This window comes from Erwinia typographi (assembly GCF_000773975.1).
GTDB classification, from domain to species: Bacteria; Pseudomonadota; Gammaproteobacteria; order Enterobacterales; family Enterobacteriaceae; genus Erwinia; species Erwinia typographi.
This window is the reverse complement of record NZ_JRUQ01000012.1, coordinates 16,704-35,541: the sequence shown is the minus strand read 5'-3', so window position 1 is coordinate 35,541 and position 18,838 is coordinate 16,704. Positions and strand designations below refer to the sequence as shown.

Sequence of the window (18,838 nt, the reverse complement as noted above, 5' to 3'; positions counted from 1 at the left end):
CCTCACGTCAGGAGGATGACTGACGCTGGGAATTTACAGAGGATAACGATGAACAAAGTATTTTTGGGGCTGTGCGCCCTGCTGCTGGCAGGCTTGCTGAGCGGCTGCAACCAATTGACGCAGTACACCATCAGCGAACAGGAAATCAATCAGGCGCTGGCTAAGCACAATAATTATGAGAAGCAGATTGGCGTGGCCGGGCTGGTCGACGCCCACATAGTCCTGACCGATCTCAGCAGCCAGATTGGCCGGGAAGAGCCGAATAAGGTCACCCTTTCCGGTAACGCTAAAGTCAACATCAGCTCCCTGTTTGGCCCACAGCAGGCGGAGATGAAGCTGACCATGAAGGCGCAGCCGGTCTTCGATAAAGCGCAGGGAGCGATCTTCCTGAAGGATATGGAGTTAGTGGATGTGCAGGTGCAGCCTGAAAAGATGCAGGGCGTACTTAAGACCCTGACGCCGTATCTGAATCAGTCGCTGAAAGACTACTTCAATCAAAAACCGGCGTGGGTGCTCAGCAGCGATCGCAGCAAGGCCGAATCGCTGGCTAAACGCTTTGCCCAGGGCCTGGAAGTGAAACCGGGCGAACTGGTGATCCCCTTCACCAGTCAGTAAGCCAGCTGTTTCAGCACGTTCCCCGCTCGCCCAGCGGAGGGCGTGCTGAAGCCTGTTTTTCCCCGAGGTTAACAAACCAGGTGCATTCCCCGTTCTTTACCCCTATGCTTAGAACCCGGCTAAATCGCCATCCCGATTTCACTTCTGCCGGAGCACTTCAATGACAGCACAACCCCAGCAACTTATCATCCGCCGCCCTGACGACTGGCATATCCATCTGCGAGACGATGAGATGCTAAAAACCGTGCTGCCCTTTACCAGCGAAGTTAACGGCCGGGCGATCGTAATGCCCAACCTGGTTCCTCCGGTGACCAGCGTCGCGGCGGCAATCGCCTACCGCAATCGCATTCTGGACGCCATCCCCGCCGGACATAACTTCGCTCCGCTAATGACCTGCTACCTGACCGATTCGCTGGACCCTGACGAAATTGAAAAGGGTTTTAGCGACGGCGTATTCACCGCGGCAAAACTCTACCCGGCTCATGCCACCACTAACTCCAGCCACGGCGTCACTAATATCGCCAGTATTGCTAATGTGCTGGAGCGGATGCAAAAAATCGGGATGCCGCTGCTGATCCACGGCGAAGTGACGGCGGCAGAAATTGATATTTTTGACCGCGAAGCGCGCTTTATTGAGACGGTGATGGAGCCGCTGCGTAAGCAGTTCCCCGAGCTGAAAGTGGTGTTCGAGCATATCACCACCAAAGAAGCCGCCGCCTATGTTGAAGAAGGCAACCGCCTGCTGGCCGCGACCATTACCCCGCAGCACCTGATGTTTAACCGCAACCATATGCTGGTTGGCGGCGTGCGTCCGCATCTTTACTGTCTGCCTATCCTCAAGCGCAATGTGCATCAGGAAGCGCTGCGTAAAGTGGTCGCCAGCGGCGACGATCGCTTTTTCCTCGGGACCGATACGGCTCCGCATCTGCGCCACCTGAAAGAAGCCAGCTGCGGCTGCGCCGGGGTGTTTAACGCCCCTTCTTCGCTCCCGGCCTACGCGACCGTGTTTGAAGAGATGAATGCCCTGCAGCACCTTGAAGCCTTCTGTTCTGAAAACGGCCCGCGTTTTTATGGGCTGCCGTTAAATGAAGGCACGATTAAGCTGGTTCGCAAGCCGTGGAAAGTGGCAGAGAGCATCACGCTGGGAGAGCACTCGCTGGTGCCGTTCCTCGCCGGTGAAACGCTCAACTGGACCGTAGAGCGTTAATCCTTCGGCGATAAAGAGCGGTAAATGATTGCCTTCGGTCAAAATACTGTATATATTCACAGTATCTTATCCGGAGGCTTTTTATGCGTATTGAAGTCACTGTAGCAAAAACTACTTCGCTTCCCGCTGGCGCAATTGATGCGCTGTCGTCGGAGCTGGGCAAACGTATCGACCAACAGTTTCCCGAAACGGCCAACAGCGTTTCCGTACGCTATGCCGGGGCCAACAATCTGACGGTGATGGGCGGGGGAAAAGAAGCCAAAGACCGCATCACCGAAATTCTGCAGGAAACCTGGGAAAGTGCTGAAGAGTGGTTTATTACCGACTAGCGCGCCTTTTCCTCTCTTTTTTGCCGTTGTTTGCCGGGTTTCGCCATCCGGCTTTTTTATTTTTATTGATTACTATTTAATCAATTCCGCACATCTTCCAGAACTTTCCTGGATTCAGGGCAGATTAATTTTCGCCTTCCCATTCACGCTTATATAAAATCTTTAATCAAACTATCTTCTCTTTCCACCTTAAAATTTCATTCTCCGGGAATTTAAAATCCTGTTATAATTGTTTTGCTCTATGGAAAAAAGGCCGCATTGAACCTCGATAAATCACTTCGTTGTCATCACTAATACGAGTAATAAGGGGGTTATAATGGACAGAAACAAAGACGTAATCCAGACACATCCCCTCATCGGGTGGGATATCAGTACTGTAGACTCTTACGATGCCATGATGATTCGCCTGCATTCGCTGACTTCCAATGCGCAGCAGACCGAAGACGCCGAGGTCGGCCAGACCTACTGGTTAACCACCGACGTTGCCAGACAATTTATCTCCATACTGGAGGCTGGCATAGCAAAGATTGAAGCAACAGATTACCAGGACCGGGATTTTAAAAAGCATTAATTTCTGTTGTTCCACGCTTGAAGGCACCCTACAGGGTGCCTTTTTCATTGCTGCCACATTTTGCTATTCTGCACCGAATGCCTGATCAACAAAGGAGCCGGGTGCAGATGGTTTATGACTTAATTGTGGTGGGAAGTGGTTCAGTTGGCGCCGCAGCCGGGTGGTACGCCACGCAGGCAGGCCTTAAGGTGCTGATGATTGACCGCGCGCACCCTCCGCATAGCGAAGGTAGCCATCACGGGGAATCCCGCCTGATTCGCCATGCCTATGGGGAAGGAGCCCGCTACGTTCCGCTGGTTCTGCGTGCGCAGCAGCTGTGGGACGAGCTGGAAACACAGTGCGGCGAGCGCATCATGCACCGCAGCGGGGTGATTAACCTGGCCCCCAACGACTCGGAATTTATCCGCAACGTTCGCCAGAGCGCCGAGGCGTTTTCTCTGCCCGTTGAGATACTTAGCGGCGAGCAGACCACCACACGCTGGCCTCAGCTAAGCGTCCCCGCAGGCTATACCGGCATATTTGAACCTCAGTCAGGATATCTGAAATCAGAAACGGCCATCCGCCAGCTGATCCGCCTTGCTAAGGAGGCTGGCTGCGCGCAGCTATTTAACTGTGGCGTGGACTCTATAGAAGAGCGCAATGGACTACAGTGGGTCCACACGGCTGACGGCGCCTTTAGCGGCCGCAAACTGTTGCTGAGTGCGGGAACCTGGGTACAATCCCTGCTTCCTGAGCTGCCGATCAAGCCGGTAAGAAAAGTGTTTGCCTGGCACCAGGCCGACGGCCGCTACAGCGAAAATAATAAATTCCCTGCATTTACCGTCGAAATGCCGGACGGCACGCATTTTTACGGCTTTCCAGCGGACAATAACGCCCTGAAAATTGGCCGTCATGACGGCGGCCAGCCGATTACCAGCCCCGAACAGCGCAAACCTTTTGGCTCGGTGGCAGAAGACGGCAGCGAGCTGTTTTCTTTCCTGCGTCACTTCCTGCCGGGCGTTGGCGTTTGCCTGCGCGGGGAAGCCTGTACTTATGATAATACGGCGGATGAGGACTTTATTATTGACACGCTTCCCGGTTCGCCAGATCGGCTTATTATTAGCGGATTAAGCGGCCACGGATTTAAATTTGCCAGCGTGCTGGGTGAGATTGCCGCTGACTTTGCCCAGAATAAGCGCACGGAATTTGATTTATCTTCCTTCGCCCTGTCCCGCTTTTAATTAATCCCGGCAGTAATAAAAAAGCCGGGCGCGGCACCTGAAGCTGGTCACTTAAGCACTCCAGCCTCAGGGGCGCGCCGGCTTTTGGCTGCAGATGATTTATTTCGCAGCGATGTCTTTTCGCTGCTGCCGCAGCGTGTTAATCAGCTTATGCGCTTCGACTTCGCTGGCAACGGCTGGCGCAGAGCCTGACAGAGGTTTCCGCGCCGTTTCACGCAGCGTGAAGTTTGTGACAGCCATCGCCGTATTTCCACACCATTTCAGAACAAGACCACCGTTGTCGACGCGCTTTGTAGCCGTCCCTGCCAGGCGCAAAATGCCTGTTCCCCGCTTTCATCAGCCTGGGCTCAGTCTCACCGGAAATAAATAAGAGAAAATGAACCTTTTCCCGCCGTCATGCTGACATAACGTGACAAATAACTGACATTTATTTAAGTAAACATCAAATATACAGACAATACAAATCCAACCAAAATCACGAAAAACCCTTTCATTATGGGCGCAAAATCTCTTTCTCAGGATTAATTCATCAGTAATTTAAATTTTAATTCATAAAATTGTTCAATATTATTGAATGTTACGAATTATTTTTCATGCCCACTTAATTAGTGATTGATTTTATGTATTAGCCTGGTCAGTCTTGGCAAAAACTGGCTACCGGATACCACTATGCTGTGGAAAAACACCTCTACCCACTTCGGCGCTATCAGTAAGCTTTTGCACTGGCTGGTCGCGCTGGCCGTCTACGGCATGTTTGCGCTGGGCCTGTGGATGGTGACCCTCGGTTATTACGACAGTTGGTATCACCCCGCGCCTGAGCTGCACAAAAGCATCGGCATCACCCTGTTCGCGGTGATGATCCTGAGAACGATTTGGCGTTTCATCTCCCCGCCGCCCAGGCCGCTAAGCAGCTATTCCTCGCTGACGCGCGTCAGTGCAGTCGCGGTGCATCTGCTGCTGTACGGCATCCTGTTTGCCATTTTTATCAGCGGCTATCTGATCTCCACCGCTGACGGTAAACCGATTGAGGTCTTTGGCCTGCTTTCTGTGCCCGCCACGCTGGAAGGGTTTGGCGAACAGGCGGACCTGGCCGGGGATATTCACCTCTGGCTGGCCTGGAGCGTGGTGATCCTCTCCGTGCTGCACGGGCTGGCCGCGTTAAAACACCATTTTATTGACCGTGATATTACGCTGAAGCGGATGCTGGGCAGCCGCATCGATTAACCTCTGGAAAGGAACGTCACTATGTTGAAAAAAAGCCTGTCGGCGCTGGCTGGCGCCGCGCTGTTAATGAGTGCGACCGCGGCCTCTGCCGCTGACTTTAAAATTGATAAACAGGGGCAGCACGCCTTTGTCCAGTTCCGCATTCAGCACCTGGGCTACAGCTGGCTGTACGGTACCTTTAAAGATTTTGACGGCAGTTTTACCTTTGATGAAGCCGATCCGGCCAAAGACAAGGTGAACGTCACCATCAACACCAACAGCGTGGACACTAACCACGCCGAGCGCGACAAGCATATACGCAGCGCCGAGTTCCTGAACGTAGCTAAATTCCCGCAGGCGACCTTTGTGTCAACCGGGGTGGAAAAAGACGGTGACGAGCTGGCTATCAACGGTAATCTGACGCTAAACGGCGTGACTAAACCCGTCAAGCTGGAGGCGAAAAAGCTGGGTGAAGGCAAAGACCCGTGGGGAGGCTATCGTGCAGGATTTGAAGCTGAAACGAAAATTGCCCTGAAAGACTTTAACATTACCACCGACCTGGGACCGGCCTCTCAGACAGTAGAGCTGACGATCTCGGTTGAAGGTATCCGTCAGTAGAAGTAGAGCAAGCGGATCAAATCAGGCCGGGGGGTGCCCACCGGCCTGACTCATTTACTCTTCGGCAGGGATATTCAGCGTCATCGTCAGCTTGCCGCGAGACTTGTTGAATACCTTGTTGCCATTCTCACGACCAGCACGGCGCGCGCGCTGCTCTTCCGGGGTTAAAGCCAGCTCTTCCATGCAGATTGGGCTACAGCATCCCTGGTATTTTTCAGCGCAGCTCGGACACTGGATAAACAGCAGATGGCAGCCATCGTTTTTGCAGTTGACGTGGGTATCGCAAGCCGCGCCGCACTGATGACAGGAGGCGATGACATCCCCGGAAATCCGCTCGCCCATCCGCTCGTCAAAGACAAAGTTTTTGCCCTTAAAACGAACGGGAAGCCCCTGTTCACGCGCGCGACGAGCGTATTCAATAATGCCGCCCTCAACGTGGTAAACGTTCTCAAAACCGTTATGACGCATCCACGCGCTGGCTTTCTCACAGCGGATCCCACCGGTGCAGTACATGACGATTTTTTTCTCTTTATCGTCTTTCAGCATATCAACCGCCATCGGCAGCTGGTCGCGGAAGGTATCGGCGGGAATTTCCATCGCGTTATCAAAGTGGCCCACTTCATATTCGTAGTGGTTGCGCATATCCACGAAGAGCGCGTCGGGATCGTCAAGCATGGCATTCACTTCGGCCGCCTTCAGATAACCGCCAACGTCGCTGGCATCAAAGGTTTCATCGGTAATGCCGTCGGCCACAATGCGCTCACGCACTTTCAGACGCAGCACCCAAAACGATTTTCCATCATCGTCCAGCGCCACGTTCATGCGCAGATTATCCAGCGCCGGATGGAAGGCGTAGAGCATGCTTTTCATCGCTTCATACTGGCTGGCTGGCACGCTGATCTGGGCGTTAATCCCTTCGCTGGCCACATAGACACGGCCAAAAACCTTCAGCCTGGTCAGCGCAACGTACAGCGCATCGCGGAAGGCTTTCGCGTCATCAAGGGTAAAATATTTATAGAAAGACACTGTGGTACGCGGTTCGGTCTCGGCCAGCATCCGCGCTCTCAGCTCTTCATTGGAAACAAGGTTATGTAACACTGGCATGGTGTACTTTCCTGCGTTCAAGAGAGAAATTTTGCGGGCGATATCATACCTGAATAAGGGGGAAATCAAAGCTGAATCAGCAAATTTCCTCGCGATACGGAGATTTTCACCGACGGTTCAGCAACAGCATGACCTGACCAACGTCACAAAAAAATCCGCCTATAGTTAGCTTTTACCCTTTCATTGCTAACGGAGACATTGCATGAGCCAACTCTTCAGCCCGATTGTTCTGGGAAAGTTAACCCTTGAGAACCGAATCGCGATAGCCCCAATGTGCCAGTACTCCGCCGATTGTGGTAAAGCCACGGCCTGGCACCGTATCCATCTTGGGCATCTGGCGCTCTCTGGCGCGGGCCTGCTGATTATTGAGGCTTCGGCAGTCGAACCCGCTGGCCGCATAACGCCGCAGGATCTGGGGATTTGGGATGAAGCCACCGAGCAGGCGTTAAGCGAGGTAGTCAAAGATGTCCGCAAATATTCCGCGATGCCCCTCGGCATTCAGCTTGCCCACGCCGGACGCAAAGCCTCTACCGATGCCCCCTGGCACGGCGGCGGCTTCCTGCGGCCTGAAGAAGGCGGCTGGCAGACCTCGGCCCCTTCCGCCGTGCCGTTTAATGAGACGGACGGTACGCCGCTGGCATTGACCAAAGCCCGCATTGAGGAGATCAAGCAGGCCTTCATTGATGCGGCCATTCGTGCCGACCGCATCGGGCTGGATTTGATCGAGATACATGCGGCACACGGCTATCTGCTGCATCAATTTTTATCCCCGCTGGCTAACCAGCGCGACGATAACTACGGCGGCTCGCTGGAAAACCGGATGCGCCTGACCCTCGAAATCTTTCGCGAGGTGCGCCGGGTAGTTTCTGCTCACAAACCGGTTGGCGTCAGGATCTCAGCTACCGATTGGGTAGAAGGAGGCTGGGATCTCCAGCAGTCCATCGCGCTCAGTACAGCGCTGGAAGCGGAAGGCTGCGCCTTTATCCACGTCTCCAGCGGCGGTCTCTCGCCTGCTCAGCAGATCAAAGTGGGGCCAAACTATCAGGTGCCCTTCGCCGGGGGAGTAAAAGAAGCGGTGAATATTCCGGTCATCGCGGTCGGTATGATTACCGAGCCGGAGCAGGCAGAAGCGGTGCTTAACGACCATCAGGCTGATATGGTGGCCCTGGCTCGCGGTATGCTCTACGACCCGCGTTGGCCGTGGCACGCGGCGGCAAAACTTGGCGCGAAGGTACGGGCGCCAGAGCAGTACTGGCGCTGCGAACCACATGAGGTCAAAGGGCTGTTTAAACAGTAAGCCGGATGAGGTCGTCGCGGCCAGTATTCAGCCTGGCGGCGACAAAAAAGCACCACAGCACAGCGGGTTGTTTCAGTTTGTGGCCGAAAAATGGCACAATAGGCCATAAATAAAAAATCACGGGCAGCATAATGATGCCCTTTTTTGCGATCTGGAAACTCATGACTCAGCTGCCTCAATTTACGCGAGCGTTGTTGCATCCTCGTTATTGGTTTACCTGGTTGGGTATCGGTTTTCTGTACCTGCTGGTTCTGCTGCCCTATCCGGTGCTTTATCATCTCGGCTGTGGCCTGGGTCGCCTGTCGATGCGTTTTATTCGCCGCCGGGTAGAAGTAGCTCACCGCAATCTGGAACTGTGCTTCCCCACCATGCCGGAAGCGGAGCGTGAGGCAATGGTGGTGCGCAATTTCGAATCGGTCGGCATGGGGCTGATTGAGACCGGCATGGCCTGGTTCTGGCCCGACTGGCGCATCCGCAAGTGGTTCCACGTCAGCGGGCTTGAGCACATCGATAAGGCTCACCGCGAAGGCAAGGGCGTGTTGCTGATTGGCATGCATTTTTTAACCCTGGAGCTGGGCGCCCGCATCTTCGGCATTTATAACCCCGGCATCGGTGTTTACCGCCCTAACGACAATGCGCTGCTGGACTGGCTGCAAACCTGGGGGCGTATGCGCTCCAACAAAAGCATGCTGGATCGTAAAGACCTGAAGGGAATGATCCGCGCGTTGAAAAACGGCGATATCATCTGGTACGCGCCGGACCATGATTATGGCCCGAAAAGCAGCGTTTTTGTGCCCTTCTTCGGGGTCGAAAAAGCCGCGTCGACCAAAGGCAGCTATTTGCTGATTCGCAGCGGCCAACCCGCCGTCATCCCTTTCGTCCCGCGCCGCTTGCCGCACGGTAAAGGCTACGAGATGGTGATCCTGCCGGAAGAGCAAGCGGTGCCGCTGGATAACGAGGCGGCAACGGCGGCCAGAATAAATAAGGTCGTGGAGCACGGCGTCCTGATGGCACCTGAGCAGTATATGTGGCTTCATCGTCGCTTTAAAACCCGGCCGCCAGGCGAACCCTCCTACTATTAATTCCTCCCGCTGGCGAGCCGTTTCGCTGCCCGCCAGCAAACTAAAACTCCTTTTCATTTTTACTGATTTTCAGCTGCCGCCCTGTTCAGCTGGCGAATTTGAGCGCATAATTAGCCTGCTAATAATAAAATTATTTCCGATACCCTACAGGTCAATCACCACGCTATGGCTACTGCTGACGTTTCGCCTCCTCTGATCAACTGGCAAAAAAATCTGTTTGTCGCCTGGTGCGGCTGCTTTCTGACTGGTATCGCCTTCAGCCTGGTCATGCCCTTTCTTCCGCTGTATGTCGAACTGCTCGGCGTGACCGATCCCCACGAGCTGAACCTGTGGTCAGGCCTGGTCTTCAGCATTACCTTTCTGTTTTCTGCGGTTGCCTCGCCCTTCTGGGGTGGTCTCGCCGATCGCAAAGGCAGAAAGATTATGCTGCTGCGCTCCGCGCTCGGTATGGCGATCGTCATGCTGCTGATGGGACTGGCAACCAGTATCTGGCAATTTCTGGTGCTACGGGCGCTGCTGGGACTGCTGGGCGGCTTCGTGCCCAATGCCAACGCGCTGATTGCCACGCAGGTGCCGCGGAATAAAAGCGGCTGGGCGCTTGGCTGGCTCTCTACCGGCGCCGTCAGCGGCGCACTGATTGGGCCATTAATTGGCGGCCTGCTGGCGGACAGCTTTGGTCTGCGCCCGGTATTTTTCATCACCGCCGCCGTGCTGTTTATCTGCTTTGTGATGACGCTGTTTGCCGTTCGTGAGACGTTTATTCCGGTGCAGAAAAAAGACATGCTGCGGGCCTATCAGGTCTTCACCACGCTGAAGAACCCCAGGCTGGTGCTGACACTGTTTGTCACCACGCTGATTATTCAGGTTGCAACCGGCTCCATTGCGCCAATCCTGACGCTGTACGTGCGGGATCTGGCGGGCGATATCCAGAACCTGGCCTTTGTCAGCGGCCTGATCGCCTCCGTTCCCGGCGTGGCAGCACTGATCAGCGCCCCCCGATTAGGCAAGCTTGGCGATCGCATTGGGCCAGAGCGCATTCTGGTTGCGATGCTGCTGGTGTCGGCACTGCTGTTGCTGCCGATGTCGCTGGTACAGAATCCCCTTCAGCTCGGTATTTTACGTTTTCTGCTTGGCGCGGCCGATGGCGCACTGCTGCCAGCCGTACAGACGCTGCTGATTTACAACGCCAGCAACAAGGTTGCCGGGCGGATCTTCAGCTATAACCAGTCTTTCAGAGATATTGGTAACGTGACCGGACCACTGATGGGCGCAGCCGTTTCTGCCCACTGGGGATTTCGCGCCGTGTTTGTCGTCACCGCCTGCGTGGTGCTGTTTAATGCCCTCTACTCGTGGATCAGTCTGCGCCGCCGGGTTGACCGCAGCAGTATGCTTGATGAATAACCCTGTCGCCTGCTTTTCCGCGCATTCCCGGCCCGGTTTCTGCGTTCGACCTCAGTAACCCAATGAAATAATTACCTAAACAACTTTTCTTTTTTTTCCCTTTCCTTCGACAATCTTCGACTATTCTTTTTAAAACCTGAAACCGTTGTTATGGAGACCCCAATGAGCATGTACGCAACGCTGGAAGAGGCCATCGATGCCGCACGGGAAGAGTTCCTGGCGGCTAACCCAGAGATGGAAGAGGATGAAGCGTCAGTTGGCCAGTTCAACCTGCAAAAATACGTGATGCAGGACGGTGATATCATGTGGCAGGCCGAATTTTTCGCCAACGAGGGCGACGAGGGGGAGTGTCTGTCCCTGCGCGGTGGCGAAGCGGCGCAGGCTATCTTTGACGACGATTTTGACGAGATTGAACTGCGTCAGGAGTGGCTACCGGAAAATACGCTGCACGAGTGGGATGACGGTGAGTTTCAGCTTGAGCCGCCGACGGAAAGCGAAGAAGGTAAAGCCGCGGCAGAGGAGTGGGAAGACGATAATAGCGATTCCGATCGCTATGACTGACTCCTGAACCAGCAATCTCCCCCCGTAAACAGCCCGGCTCATTCAGCCGGGCTGTTACTCATAAGGGCCATGGTGCGCGTCTACCGGCAGCAGCAGCGTATCCACCACCAACGACAACGGCAGATCGATAATGGTCAGGAATCGCCACGCCGTGTCGCGAACGTCCCACTGTACGCCAGGATAAAACTGGTTACCGTGTCCCTGGCCCGGCACCGTGCGGCTGATGATGCTGCCGCAACCGCTCAGCAGCAGTGCGATGAGGCCTGCCAGCAGGCCGCGAGAAATGAATTTGATCATAATTACCATTCAGCTAAATGAAACGCGCCATTGTAGTGTAAACCAGCGGGTTTCTGCTGGGAAAATGCGCAAAACTTGCGTAAGGATTTGGTAAGGCAGCCCCCTCAGGCGGCGGAGATAAAAAAAAGGCCGGGAAGTCATTCCCGGCCTTTCTGCGCTTCAGGCTTAAGTTATTTCTCTGTCTGAATCGCCTTAGGGTTAATTTTCAACGAGTTATAGTAATCGAACCAGTCATGATATTTATCGGCATGTTGCCACAGGCGATAATGGATCCGCGACAACGTGACAGGGTCACTAATCAGCGCCAGGCGACGATCGCGGTCCAGTTTAGCCGGTGATTCGCTCAGTGCCTGATCGACCTGACGATCGCGGGCATACTCCAGCACATCGCTTTTCAGGTGGCGTGAGGTCGCCATCGCGCTGGCCAGCGCGTTAAACGACGGGTTGAACAGCGCGTGCATAAAGCCGTCTTTCAGCGCGCGTTCACGGTTCACCACGACATAGCGATCGGTATCCACCAGCTCTTTCGGCGGCGAAAACTCTTCCGGGATCAGGAACAACCTGGCGCGCTTAGAAGCGTTACCCGTGGTGGAACGGCTTGAGAACACCGACACGAACGGCGACAGGATCAGCGAGAAGACGATCGGCGCCAGCCACCACAGGAAGTTCAGGTCAAGCCAGCCCATCCCGGCGGCCCAAACGATACCCAGAGCCATCTGCGAACCGTGACGCTTAAACGCTTCACTCCAGGGTGTCGCGTCATCATCACGCTGAGGAGAGTTCCACACCACTTCCCAGCCGAGGAAGGCGCTGACTACGAATACCGTATGGAACAGCATCCGTACCGGCGCCAGCAGCACCGAGAACAGCATCTCAAGGAACAGCGAAACGGTCACGCGAATCACGCCGCCGTAAGGTTTCGCGCCTTTGAACCAGACCAGCATAATGCTGAGCAGCTTCGGCAGGAACAGCAGCACCATCGTGGTGGAGAACAGCGCTATCGCCAGCTCAGGACGCCACTGCGGCCACACCGGGAAAAGCTGCCGGGGCTGCAGGAAGTACTGCGGCTCCATTAGCGTATGCACCACCTGCAACGCCGTTGACAGGGCCAGGAACATAAACCACAGCGGCGCAGACAGATAGGACATCACCCCGGTCAGGAACACGGCACGGTGCACCGGGTGCATACCTTTCACCAGGAACAGGCGGAAGTTCATCAGGTTACCGTGACACCAGCGGCGGTCGCGCTTCAGCTCGTCCAGCAGATTTGGCGGCAGCTCTTCATAAGAGCCCGGCAGGTCGTAAGCAATCCACACACCCCAGCCCGCACGGCGCATCAGCGCCGCTTCCACGAAGTCGTGGGAGAGGATCGAGCCCGCAAAGGAGCCCTCACCCGGCAGCGGCGCCAGCGCACAGTGCTCGATAAACGGCGCCACGCGAATGATGGCGTTATGCCCCCAGTAGTGGGACTCACCCAGTTGCCAGAAGTGCAGACCTGCGGTAAACAGCGGACCGTATACGCGGGTTGCAAACTGCTGACAGCGGGCATACAGCGTATCCATACCTGACGCTTTAGGCGAAGACTGAATAATCCCGGCGTTCGGGTTGGCTTCCATCATCCGCACCAGGCCGGTAAGACAGTCGCCGCTCATGACGCTGTCCGCATCCAGCACCACCATGTAGCTGTACTGGCTGCCCCAACGGCGGCAGAAGTCATCAATGTTACCGCTTTTACGCTTCACGCGGCGACGACGACGACGATAGAAAATACGCCCTTCTCCACCCACGTCACGGACCAGCTCCATCCAGGCTTTCTGCTCCGCCAGGGCGATATCGGGGTTGTAGCTGTCGCTCAGAACGTAGACGTCAAAATTCTGCTGTTCGCCCGTTCTTACCACCGACTCCCAGGTTGCGCGCAGACCGGCGAAGACGCGTTCCACATCTTCGTTACAGATCGGCATGATCAGCGCGGTACGGTGTTCCGGGTTGATCGGCTCGTTGCCGGTCAGACCATAGGAAATACTGTACTTGTCCTTGCCGATCATCAATTGCAGGAAGCCCATCAGCGCCGTCCAGAAGCCGGCGGAGACCCAGCAGAACAGCACCGCGAACAGGAACAGAATCCCGGTTTGCAGAATGTAAGGCAGGAGTTGCAGCGCCGACTGCTGCCAGTTCTGGTTGATCATATCCATCGGATCGATCAGCGCCCAGCCCTGATAAGGCAGAATGGTCTTCATGTACCAGGTCGCCACCACGGTCTGCGCAATGGTCAGCAGCAGCAGAATGTAGCGACGAATCGAGCCGACGTGACGCCACTTATCTTCCTGCTTCTGCTCTTCAGCAGTGTCAAAGCGAGGCGTGGTTTTACGGCCGCGAACGGAATCCCAGGCGCGCGCAACCGGGTTGGTGCGCCAGGCTTCCGGATACATGGAAGAGCGGGTATGGCGAGGCATGGCTTTCAGCGTGGTGCGGTCGAGTTCGTCAGTGCCGAACTGCTCCCCATTCGGGCCCAGCGAATCTGGCCAGCTCATTTCAATACGCGATTTGACCGACTCCAGCGGCGCATCGTCAGGACGACACTCTACCGGACCGCCCTCAGCAAGCGACTGGTGTAGCTGGCTGAACGCCTCATCAGGCTGTTCAGGCAGCGTTTCACGCAGCGCCCCTTTCCGCTCTGGGGAAAGGGGCAGCGCATCGATATAGTCAGTGGGTACAACAGTAGACTTATTCATTGGCAGGCAACTGATAGCTCCAGGTTTCTGTCAGCGTCTTATCACCGTTCATCAGCGCGGCACGCATCTCGGTTGGCTGCTTGTTGTCTTTGATACGTAAACGCATCACCAGACGCCAGCCTTTGGTCACCGGATTGTAACGCACGCTGTTTTCCACCAGCTCACCGTTATTGCCGATGCTGACCTGAGGCGTTACCGGCGTATTATCCGGCAGCTTGCTCATCTCCTGACCGGTGAAGTCCACCACAAAGGCCACCGTGCCGTCAGGCTGGCGCACCAGGTTGGACTGCTTCACGTCGCCGGTTGAACGCAGCGTGTCTTTCACATAGGCCATCTCCGGCGAATGCAGCTGGTTCTCGTCGCGGGTGAAGTGCAGACGGTATTTAAAGTTCATCTCTTTGCCAGGGTCCGGCAGGTTTTCCGGCGTCCAGAAGGCCACGATGTTGTCGTTGGTCTCATCCGCCGTTGGGATTTCGACCAGCTCTACGCGGCCTTTACCCCAGTCACCCTGCGGTTCGATCCAGCCGCTCGGCCGGAGATCGTAACGATCGTCCAGGTCCTGGTACTGATCGAAGTCACGCCCGCGCTGCAACAAGCCGAAGCCTTTCGGATTTTCGACGGTAAAGGTGCTGACCGCCAGATGTTTCGGGTTATTAAGCGGACGCCAGATCCATTCGCCGTTGCCAGCGTGGATCGACAGACCGTTTGAGTCATGCAGCTGCGGACGGAAGTTCACGTTAGGCGAAGGTTGGTTCGGCCCAAACAGGAACATGCTGGTCAGCGGCGCGACGCCCAGCTTGCCCACTTTGTCGCGCAGGTAAACTTTAGACTGCACGTCGACCGTGCTGTCTTTACCTGGGGTAATCAGGAAGCGATACGCCCCCGTTGCCCGTGGCGAATCCAGCAGCGCATAGATCACCAGATGCTTGTCAGACGGTTTTGGACGTTCAATCCAGAACGTTTTAAAGCGTGGGAACTCTTCGCCAGAAGGCAGCGCGGTGTCAATTGCCAGACCACGAGAAGAGAGACCGTAAACCTGGCCTGCGCCGATCACGCGAAAATAGCTTGCGCCAAGGAAGCTGCCGATCTCGTCATCTTTTTTGTTTTTGCTGTTGAGCGGGAACAGCACCTTAAAACCGGCAAAGCCGAGGTTTTTCACGGTTTCCGCATCATGCTTAACGTTGCCGAAGTTAAAGTAGTCAGGCGAATACTTAATCTGTCGGACGGTAGAGGCGGTGACTTCATTCACCTGAACCGGCGTGTCGAAGTACATTCCCTGATGATAAAACTCAAGCTTGAATGGGGTCTTAAGCTTACTCCAATAGGCTTTATCACGATTGAACTGAATCTGTTGGTAATCGGCATACTTCATCTCGCGCAGTTGGGATGGCAAATTGCTTTTCGGTGCCTCATACCCTTTCCCTGCCAAATCTTTAGCCTGTTTTGCTACATCATCAATGCTGAAAGCCCAGCTTGAGCTGGCATACATCGACAGCAAAACCGATACGCCAAGCCAGCGCAATTTCATTCGTTGTGGCTTGTTTTTCATTTTAATCAGCACATCCCCCCCTTTCGTGTGCTTAAATCAATCCCATCCATCTTAATGGATTATTCTGCATTCCGACAGCGCGACAATAATTTAGTTCCTGTTGGCCTCAGCCTTAAGCGCCCTATTCTCAAATGCTTAGCGGATACAGATTACCCTGATAGTATACCCGCCGTTTGTCCCCTAAAGTGAGCGTAAAGCTTTAGCGTGGCTCAGGGTGAGCCATTGCGATAACCTGTTGAATATTGGATGATTATGACGAATAAAACACAGGAAAGAGAGTATTTTTTTGATTCAATCAGGGCATATTTAATGCTGTTGGGCGTGCCCTTTCACGTTTCCCTGATTTATTCCACACAGTCCTGGACCGTTAACAGCCCTGCTCCTTCCGAATGGCTGACGCTTTTAAATGATTTTATTCATGCCTTTCGTATGCAGGTCTTTTTCGTCATTTCCGGCTATTTTTCCTACATGCTCTATCTGCGGTACAGCTCAAAACGCTGGCTGAAAGTCAGGCTTGAGCGTCTCGGCATCCCTATGCTGGCGGCGATCCCGCTGCTCACGCTGCCGCAATTTTTTATGATCAAAGCCTGGACCAGCAAGATTGGCGACTGGCATAACTTCAGCTTCTATCAAAAATTTAATGCTATCGCGTGGAATTTAATTTCCCACCTGTGGTTCCTGCTGGTGCTGATCGTGCTGACCGTTGCCGGCCTGTGGATCTTTAAAAAACTGCGCGACGGCAGGCGTGCAAAAACAGACTATTCCGACCTGACGTGGGGTAAACTGACCCTCGCCATCCTGCTTTGCAGCCTGATCTGGGGAGTCATTCGCCGCCTGCTGTTTATTTATCAGCCCCTGCTGCTGGGCGACGGCCTGTTCAACTTTGCGGTGATGCAATCGCTGTTCTTCCTGCCTTTCTTTGTGCTGGGCGCGATGGCCTGGAAATATCCAGCTATTAAGGCGCTGTTTGTGAAGCCCGTTGCCTGGACGTTTATCGGATCGGCGCTGGCGTTTATCGCCTACGTAGCCAATCAGACCTGGAACAAAGGCGAAGGCTGGCTGTATGAGATCGATACGGTAGTGTCAATGCTGATGGGGCTGTGGATGGTGAACGTGGTGTTCTCACTGGGGCATCGTCTGCTTAACTCGCACTCGCCGCGCGTAACCTACCTGGTCAATGCCTCGCTGTTTATCTACCTGGTGCACCACCCGCTGACGATTTTGTTTGGCATTCTCTTCGTTCCCGATATCAGCAATAACAGCGTGGGCTTCTTTGCGGGGCTGTTCTTCGTGTTTGGCATCGCGTTTATTCTTTACGAAATCCATCTGCGCATTCCTTTCCTGCGCTTCCTGTTCTCAGGAAAGCCCCAGCGCAGAACCTGACTGAAGTCCCCGCCCGTTCAGCCATCTGAACGGGCGGCAAGGGATTTACAACAGCCACTCGACAGGCAGCCGCCAGACCAGACGCACCAGCAGACGCTGCATAAAGCGGGTGCGCGGTTCATGCTTATGCACCTTTTCTTTTTCCCCTTCGCCAGGATACTCAATCCAGTTCACTCTGCCCCACTTGTCCAGACGCAAAGTCCAGGCCCGGTCGCGCATACTGCTGATAAACCGCTGATGAATGCCGCTGGCCAGCGACTCGCTTTCAATCACAAAACCCATTTCGGTATTCAGCATCGCCGAACGCGGGTCGAAATTGAACGATCCAATAAATACCTTCTCATTGTCGACGCTGAAGGTTTTGGCGTGCAGGCTGGAGCCAGAATTGCCGGTGAGGCCACGGTCATGTGGCGCGTCGCGACTGTCCGAATGGGGCTTAAGTTCATACAGCGTGATACCGTGGCGCAGCAGCTTCTTGCGCCATTTTGCGTATCCCGCGTGCACCACGGAAACGTCATTCGCCGCCAAAGAATTGGTCAGAATGGCGATCTTCACCCCCTTCCTGACCAGCGCCAGCAGCTGCGCCACGCCAGCACGGGTAGGCACAAAGTAGGCGGAGATAATATCGAACTGCGACTGCGGCTGACCAACCACCTCCAGCAAACGCTGCGGCAGAAGCGAAGCGGCTTTGGCGCGGCCCAGGCCTTTGCGGGGATCGTCGCTCAACAGGCGAGTCTGCGCCCAGATCAGCGGTAGATCGCCCGACTCCAGCTGGGTGACAAAGGCTGAAGCGTGAATACGCTCCAGGTAACGCGCCACCTGAGGGTCGCTTTGCCAGGCCTCCGGCAGCGAGACGGCAGAATGCGCCTGCTGCTCATCAAGCTCGACGACCTTGCTGAACGGTTCAACCGCCCGGCTGTTCCAGTAGCGTTCAAAATCTTTCGTGACTTCCGCCACGACCGGCCCGATGGCCAGCACGTCGAGATCGGAAAACAGCGGCTCTTCGCCCGCGCCAAAGTACTCATCGCCCACGTTCCGTCCGCCCACAATGGTGGCTTCCCCGTCAACGGTGAAACTTTTGTTGTGCATCCGCCGATTGAGCCTGGCAAAGTCGGTGAGATAGCCGAGCGCTCTCAGCGTGCGAAACGAAAAGGCATTAAACAGCCGGATTTCGATATTTTCGTGCCTGCTGAGCTGGCTTAGCGTCGGGTCCAGGCCCTGAGTATTATTGTCATCCAGCAGCAGGCGCACTTTCACCCCGCGTCCGGCAGCCTCAAGCATTGCGCTGAATAGCAGACGACCGGACATGTCGTTCTGCCAGATGTAGTACTGAATATCCAGCGTATGTTCCGCCATGGTCATCAGCAGATATCGGGCGGCAAACGCATCCAGCCCCTCTTCCAACGGATAGATCCCGCTGTGTTCGGGATGCTCCTCCACCAGCGGAGAAACGGCGCGGGTCAGACGGGTTTGCCCGAAAACCGGTTCGTCAGGTTGCTGAATATAGGCTTCGGCCATTAAGGATCCTTAGTTCGAAAGAGAGATTCCTGCTGCGTTCATTATCAGGGCTGTTGGCTCTCATTGTCATGCGACTGTTCTGATTGCCGCCTGAGATGCCATTTAGTCTAGACTTAGCCGGGTGCATTGAGATAGCTCCAGTGAAGAGGAA

Annotated in this window: 19 protein-coding genes; 12 read left to right on the top strand and 7 right to left on the bottom strand. The window is 54.9% G+C overall.

Annotation, left to right across the window (positions count from 1 at the left end):
- The first annotated feature begins 48 nt into the window (after positions 1–48).
- From NG99_RS02865 to solA, 5 genes are all read left to right on the top strand, one after another.
- Positions 49–615: a lipoprotein gene (locus NG99_RS02865; protein WP_034888214.1), complete on the top strand. Its 567-nt coding sequence runs from the start codon at positions 49–51 to the stop codon at positions 613–615.
- A gap of 160 nt (positions 616–775) precedes the next feature.
- Positions 776–1,822: a dihydroorotase gene (gene pyrC / locus NG99_RS02860; RefSeq protein ID WP_034888212.1), complete on the top strand. Its 1,047-nt coding sequence runs from the start codon at positions 776–778 to the stop codon at positions 1,820–1,822.
- Positions 1,823–1,905: 83 nt separating this feature from the next.
- Positions 1,906–2,151, top strand: coding sequence for a DNA damage-inducible protein I (gene dinI / locus NG99_RS02855; protein WP_034888210.1), 246 nt, complete (start codon positions 1,906–1,908; stop codon positions 2,149–2,151).
- 316 nt (positions 2,152–2,467) lie between these two features.
- Complete coding sequence (gene bssS, locus NG99_RS02850) at positions 2,468–2,722, top strand: biofilm formation regulator BssS (RefSeq protein WP_034888208.1); 255 nt, start codon at positions 2,468–2,470, stop codon at positions 2,720–2,722.
- Between the two features lie 107 nt (positions 2,723–2,829).
- Positions 2,830–3,942 carry an N-methyl-L-tryptophan oxidase gene (solA, locus tag NG99_RS02845; protein ID WP_034888206.1) on the top strand — a complete coding sequence of 371 codons (1,113 nt, stop codon included), beginning with the start codon at positions 2,830–2,832 and terminating at the stop codon, positions 3,940–3,942.
- A 99-nt stretch (positions 3,943–4,041) separates the two neighbouring features.
- Here the strand turns inward: solA and NG99_RS29645 are convergent, their stop codons facing one another.
- On the bottom strand, positions 4,042–4,182 hold the full coding sequence (locus NG99_RS29645) for a hypothetical protein (protein ID WP_232298155.1): 141 nt from the start codon (positions 4,180–4,182) through the stop codon (positions 4,042–4,044).
- 429 nt (positions 4,183–4,611) lie between these two features.
- Between NG99_RS29645 and NG99_RS02840 the strand changes: the two genes are divergently transcribed.
- Together NG99_RS02840 and NG99_RS02835 are read left to right on the top strand one after the other, a co-directional pair.
- Positions 4,612–5,166: a cytochrome b gene (locus NG99_RS02840; RefSeq protein ID WP_034888204.1), complete on the top strand. Its 555-nt coding sequence runs from the start codon at positions 4,612–4,614 to the stop codon at positions 5,164–5,166.
- 21 nt (positions 5,167–5,187) lie between these two features.
- The gene (locus NG99_RS02835) at positions 5,188–5,763 is read left to right on the top strand and encodes a YceI family protein (protein WP_034888201.1); all 576 of its coding nucleotides are present in this window, start codon (positions 5,188–5,190) and stop codon (positions 5,761–5,763) included.
- Between the two features lie 54 nt (positions 5,764–5,817).
- On the opposite strand, the gene trhO is transcribed toward NG99_RS02835, so the two are convergent.
- Positions 5,818–6,867 (bottom strand): oxygen-dependent tRNA uridine(34) hydroxylase TrhO, encoded by a 1,050-nt coding sequence (gene trhO, locus NG99_RS02830; RefSeq protein WP_034888199.1) that lies wholly within the window; start codon positions 6,865–6,867, stop codon positions 5,818–5,820.
- Between the two features lie 202 nt (positions 6,868–7,069).
- On the opposite strand from trhO, the gene NG99_RS02825 reads away from it, so the two are divergent.
- Entirely contained in the window at positions 7,070–8,164 is a 1,095-nt protein-coding gene (locus tag NG99_RS02825; protein ID WP_034888197.1) for an NADH:flavin oxidoreductase/NADH oxidase, read from the top strand.
- Here NG99_RS02825 and NG99_RS29060 read toward each other — a convergent pair.
- On the bottom strand, positions 8,154–8,327 hold the full coding sequence (locus tag NG99_RS29060; RefSeq protein ID WP_157032537.1) for a hypothetical protein: 174 nt from the start codon (positions 8,325–8,327) through the stop codon (positions 8,154–8,156). The two genes, NG99_RS02825 and NG99_RS29060, sit on opposite strands and share 11 nt — an antisense overlap.
- On the opposite strand from NG99_RS29060, the gene NG99_RS02820 reads away from it, so the two are divergent.
- From NG99_RS02820 to NG99_RS02810, 3 genes are all read left to right on the top strand, one after another.
- Positions 8,326–9,246, top strand: a complete 921-nt coding sequence (locus NG99_RS02820; RefSeq protein ID WP_034888195.1) for a Kdo(2)-lipid IV(A) acyltransferase — start codon at positions 8,326–8,328, stop codon at positions 9,244–9,246. The genes NG99_RS29060 and NG99_RS02820 overlap by 2 nt on opposite strands.
- A 165-nt stretch (positions 9,247–9,411) precedes the next feature.
- A complete protein-coding gene (mdtG, locus tag NG99_RS02815) occupies positions 9,412–10,647 on the top strand; it encodes a multidrug efflux MFS transporter MdtG (RefSeq protein WP_034888193.1) in 1,236 nt (411 codons plus the stop codon).
- Between the two features lie 162 nt (positions 10,648–10,809).
- The gene (locus tag NG99_RS02810) at positions 10,810–11,208 is read left to right on the top strand and encodes a MysB family protein (protein WP_034888191.1); all 399 of its coding nucleotides are present in this window, start codon (positions 10,810–10,812) and stop codon (positions 11,206–11,208) included.
- Between the two features lie 54 nt (positions 11,209–11,262).
- On the opposite strand, the gene NG99_RS02805 is transcribed toward NG99_RS02810, so the two are convergent.
- The 3 genes from NG99_RS02805 to NG99_RS02795 all read right to left on the bottom strand — a co-directional run bounded on the left by NG99_RS02805 (position 11,263) and on the right by NG99_RS02795 (position 15,786).
- Positions 11,263–11,505 carry a YceK/YidQ family lipoprotein gene (locus NG99_RS02805; RefSeq protein WP_157032536.1) on the bottom strand — a complete coding sequence of 81 codons (243 nt, stop codon included), beginning with the start codon at positions 11,503–11,505 and terminating at the stop codon, positions 11,263–11,265.
- A gap of 170 nt (positions 11,506–11,675) precedes the next feature.
- A complete protein-coding gene (mdoH, locus tag NG99_RS02800) occupies positions 11,676–14,237 on the bottom strand; it encodes a glucans biosynthesis glucosyltransferase MdoH (protein ID WP_034888190.1) in 2,562 nt (853 codons plus the stop codon).
- Positions 14,230–15,786: a glucan biosynthesis protein G gene (locus tag NG99_RS02795; protein WP_157032538.1), complete on the bottom strand. Its 1,557-nt coding sequence runs from the start codon at positions 15,784–15,786 to the stop codon at positions 14,230–14,232. The genes mdoH and NG99_RS02795 overlap by 8 nt, the downstream gene beginning before the upstream one ends.
- Positions 15,787–16,038: 252 nt before the next feature.
- Between NG99_RS02795 and mdoC the strand changes: the two genes are divergently transcribed.
- Positions 16,039–17,169, top strand: coding sequence for a glucans biosynthesis protein MdoC (mdoC, locus tag NG99_RS02790; protein WP_034888251.1), 1,131 nt, complete (start codon positions 16,039–16,041; stop codon positions 17,167–17,169).
- 45 nt (positions 17,170–17,214) lie between these two features.
- Here mdoC and NG99_RS02785 read toward each other — a convergent pair whose 3' ends face one another.
- Entirely contained in the window at positions 17,215–18,687 is a 1,473-nt protein-coding gene (locus NG99_RS02785; protein ID WP_034888188.1) for a phospholipase D family protein, read from the bottom strand.
- Between the last annotated feature and the right edge of the window lie 151 nt (positions 18,688–18,838).

What these genes read in the sequence shown, in the direction of transcription:
- NG99_RS02785 (WP_034888188.1), bottom strand. Translation starts at nt 18,687, where the DNA reads ATGGCCGAAGCCTATATTCAGCAACCTGACGAACCGGTTTTCGGGCAA.
- dinI (WP_034888210.1), top strand. Translation starts at nt 1,906, where the DNA reads ATGCGTATTGAAGTCACTGTAGCAAAAACTACTTCGCTTCCCGCTGGC.
- mdtG (WP_034888193.1), top strand. Translation starts at nt 9,412, where the DNA reads ATGGCTACTGCTGACGTTTCGCCTCCTCTGATCAACTGGCAAAAAAAT.
- trhO (WP_034888199.1), bottom strand. Translation starts at nt 6,867, where the DNA reads ATGCCAGTGTTACATAACCTTGTTTCCAATGAAGAGCTGAGAGCGCGG.
- pyrC (WP_034888212.1), top strand. Translation starts at nt 776, where the DNA reads ATGACAGCACAACCCCAGCAACTTATCATCCGCCGCCCTGACGACTGG.
- NG99_RS02865 (WP_034888214.1), top strand. Translation starts at nt 49, where the DNA reads ATGAACAAAGTATTTTTGGGGCTGTGCGCCCTGCTGCTGGCAGGCTTG.
- NG99_RS29060 (WP_157032537.1), bottom strand. Translation starts at nt 8,327, where the DNA reads ATGAGTTTCCAGATCGCAAAAAAGGGCATCATTATGCTGCCCGTGATT.
- solA (WP_034888206.1), top strand. Translation starts at nt 2,830, where the DNA reads ATGGTTTATGACTTAATTGTGGTGGGAAGTGGTTCAGTTGGCGCCGCA.
- NG99_RS02835 (WP_034888201.1), top strand. Translation starts at nt 5,188, where the DNA reads ATGTTGAAAAAAAGCCTGTCGGCGCTGGCTGGCGCCGCGCTGTTAATG.
- NG99_RS29645 (WP_232298155.1), bottom strand. Translation starts at nt 4,182, where the DNA reads ATGGCTGTCACAAACTTCACGCTGCGTGAAACGGCGCGGAAACCTCTG.
- NG99_RS02795 (WP_157032538.1), bottom strand. Translation starts at nt 15,786, where the DNA reads ATGAAAAACAAGCCACAACGAATGAAATTGCGCTGGCTTGGCGTATCG.
- NG99_RS02820 (WP_034888195.1), top strand. Translation starts at nt 8,326, where the DNA reads ATGACTCAGCTGCCTCAATTTACGCGAGCGTTGTTGCATCCTCGTTAT.
- NG99_RS02825 (WP_034888197.1), top strand. Translation starts at nt 7,070, where the DNA reads ATGAGCCAACTCTTCAGCCCGATTGTTCTGGGAAAGTTAACCCTTGAG.
- bssS (WP_034888208.1), top strand. Translation starts at nt 2,468, where the DNA reads ATGGACAGAAACAAAGACGTAATCCAGACACATCCCCTCATCGGGTGG.
- NG99_RS02805 (WP_157032536.1), bottom strand. Translation starts at nt 11,505, where the DNA reads ATGATCAAATTCATTTCTCGCGGCCTGCTGGCAGGCCTCATCGCACTG.
- mdoH (WP_034888190.1), bottom strand. Translation starts at nt 14,237, where the DNA reads ATGAATAAGTCTACTGTTGTACCCACTGACTATATCGATGCGCTGCCC.
- mdoC (WP_034888251.1), top strand. Translation starts at nt 16,039, where the DNA reads ATGACGAATAAAACACAGGAAAGAGAGTATTTTTTTGATTCAATCAGG.
- NG99_RS02840 (WP_034888204.1), top strand. Translation starts at nt 4,612, where the DNA reads ATGCTGTGGAAAAACACCTCTACCCACTTCGGCGCTATCAGTAAGCTT.
- NG99_RS02810 (WP_034888191.1), top strand. Translation starts at nt 10,810, where the DNA reads ATGAGCATGTACGCAACGCTGGAAGAGGCCATCGATGCCGCACGGGAA.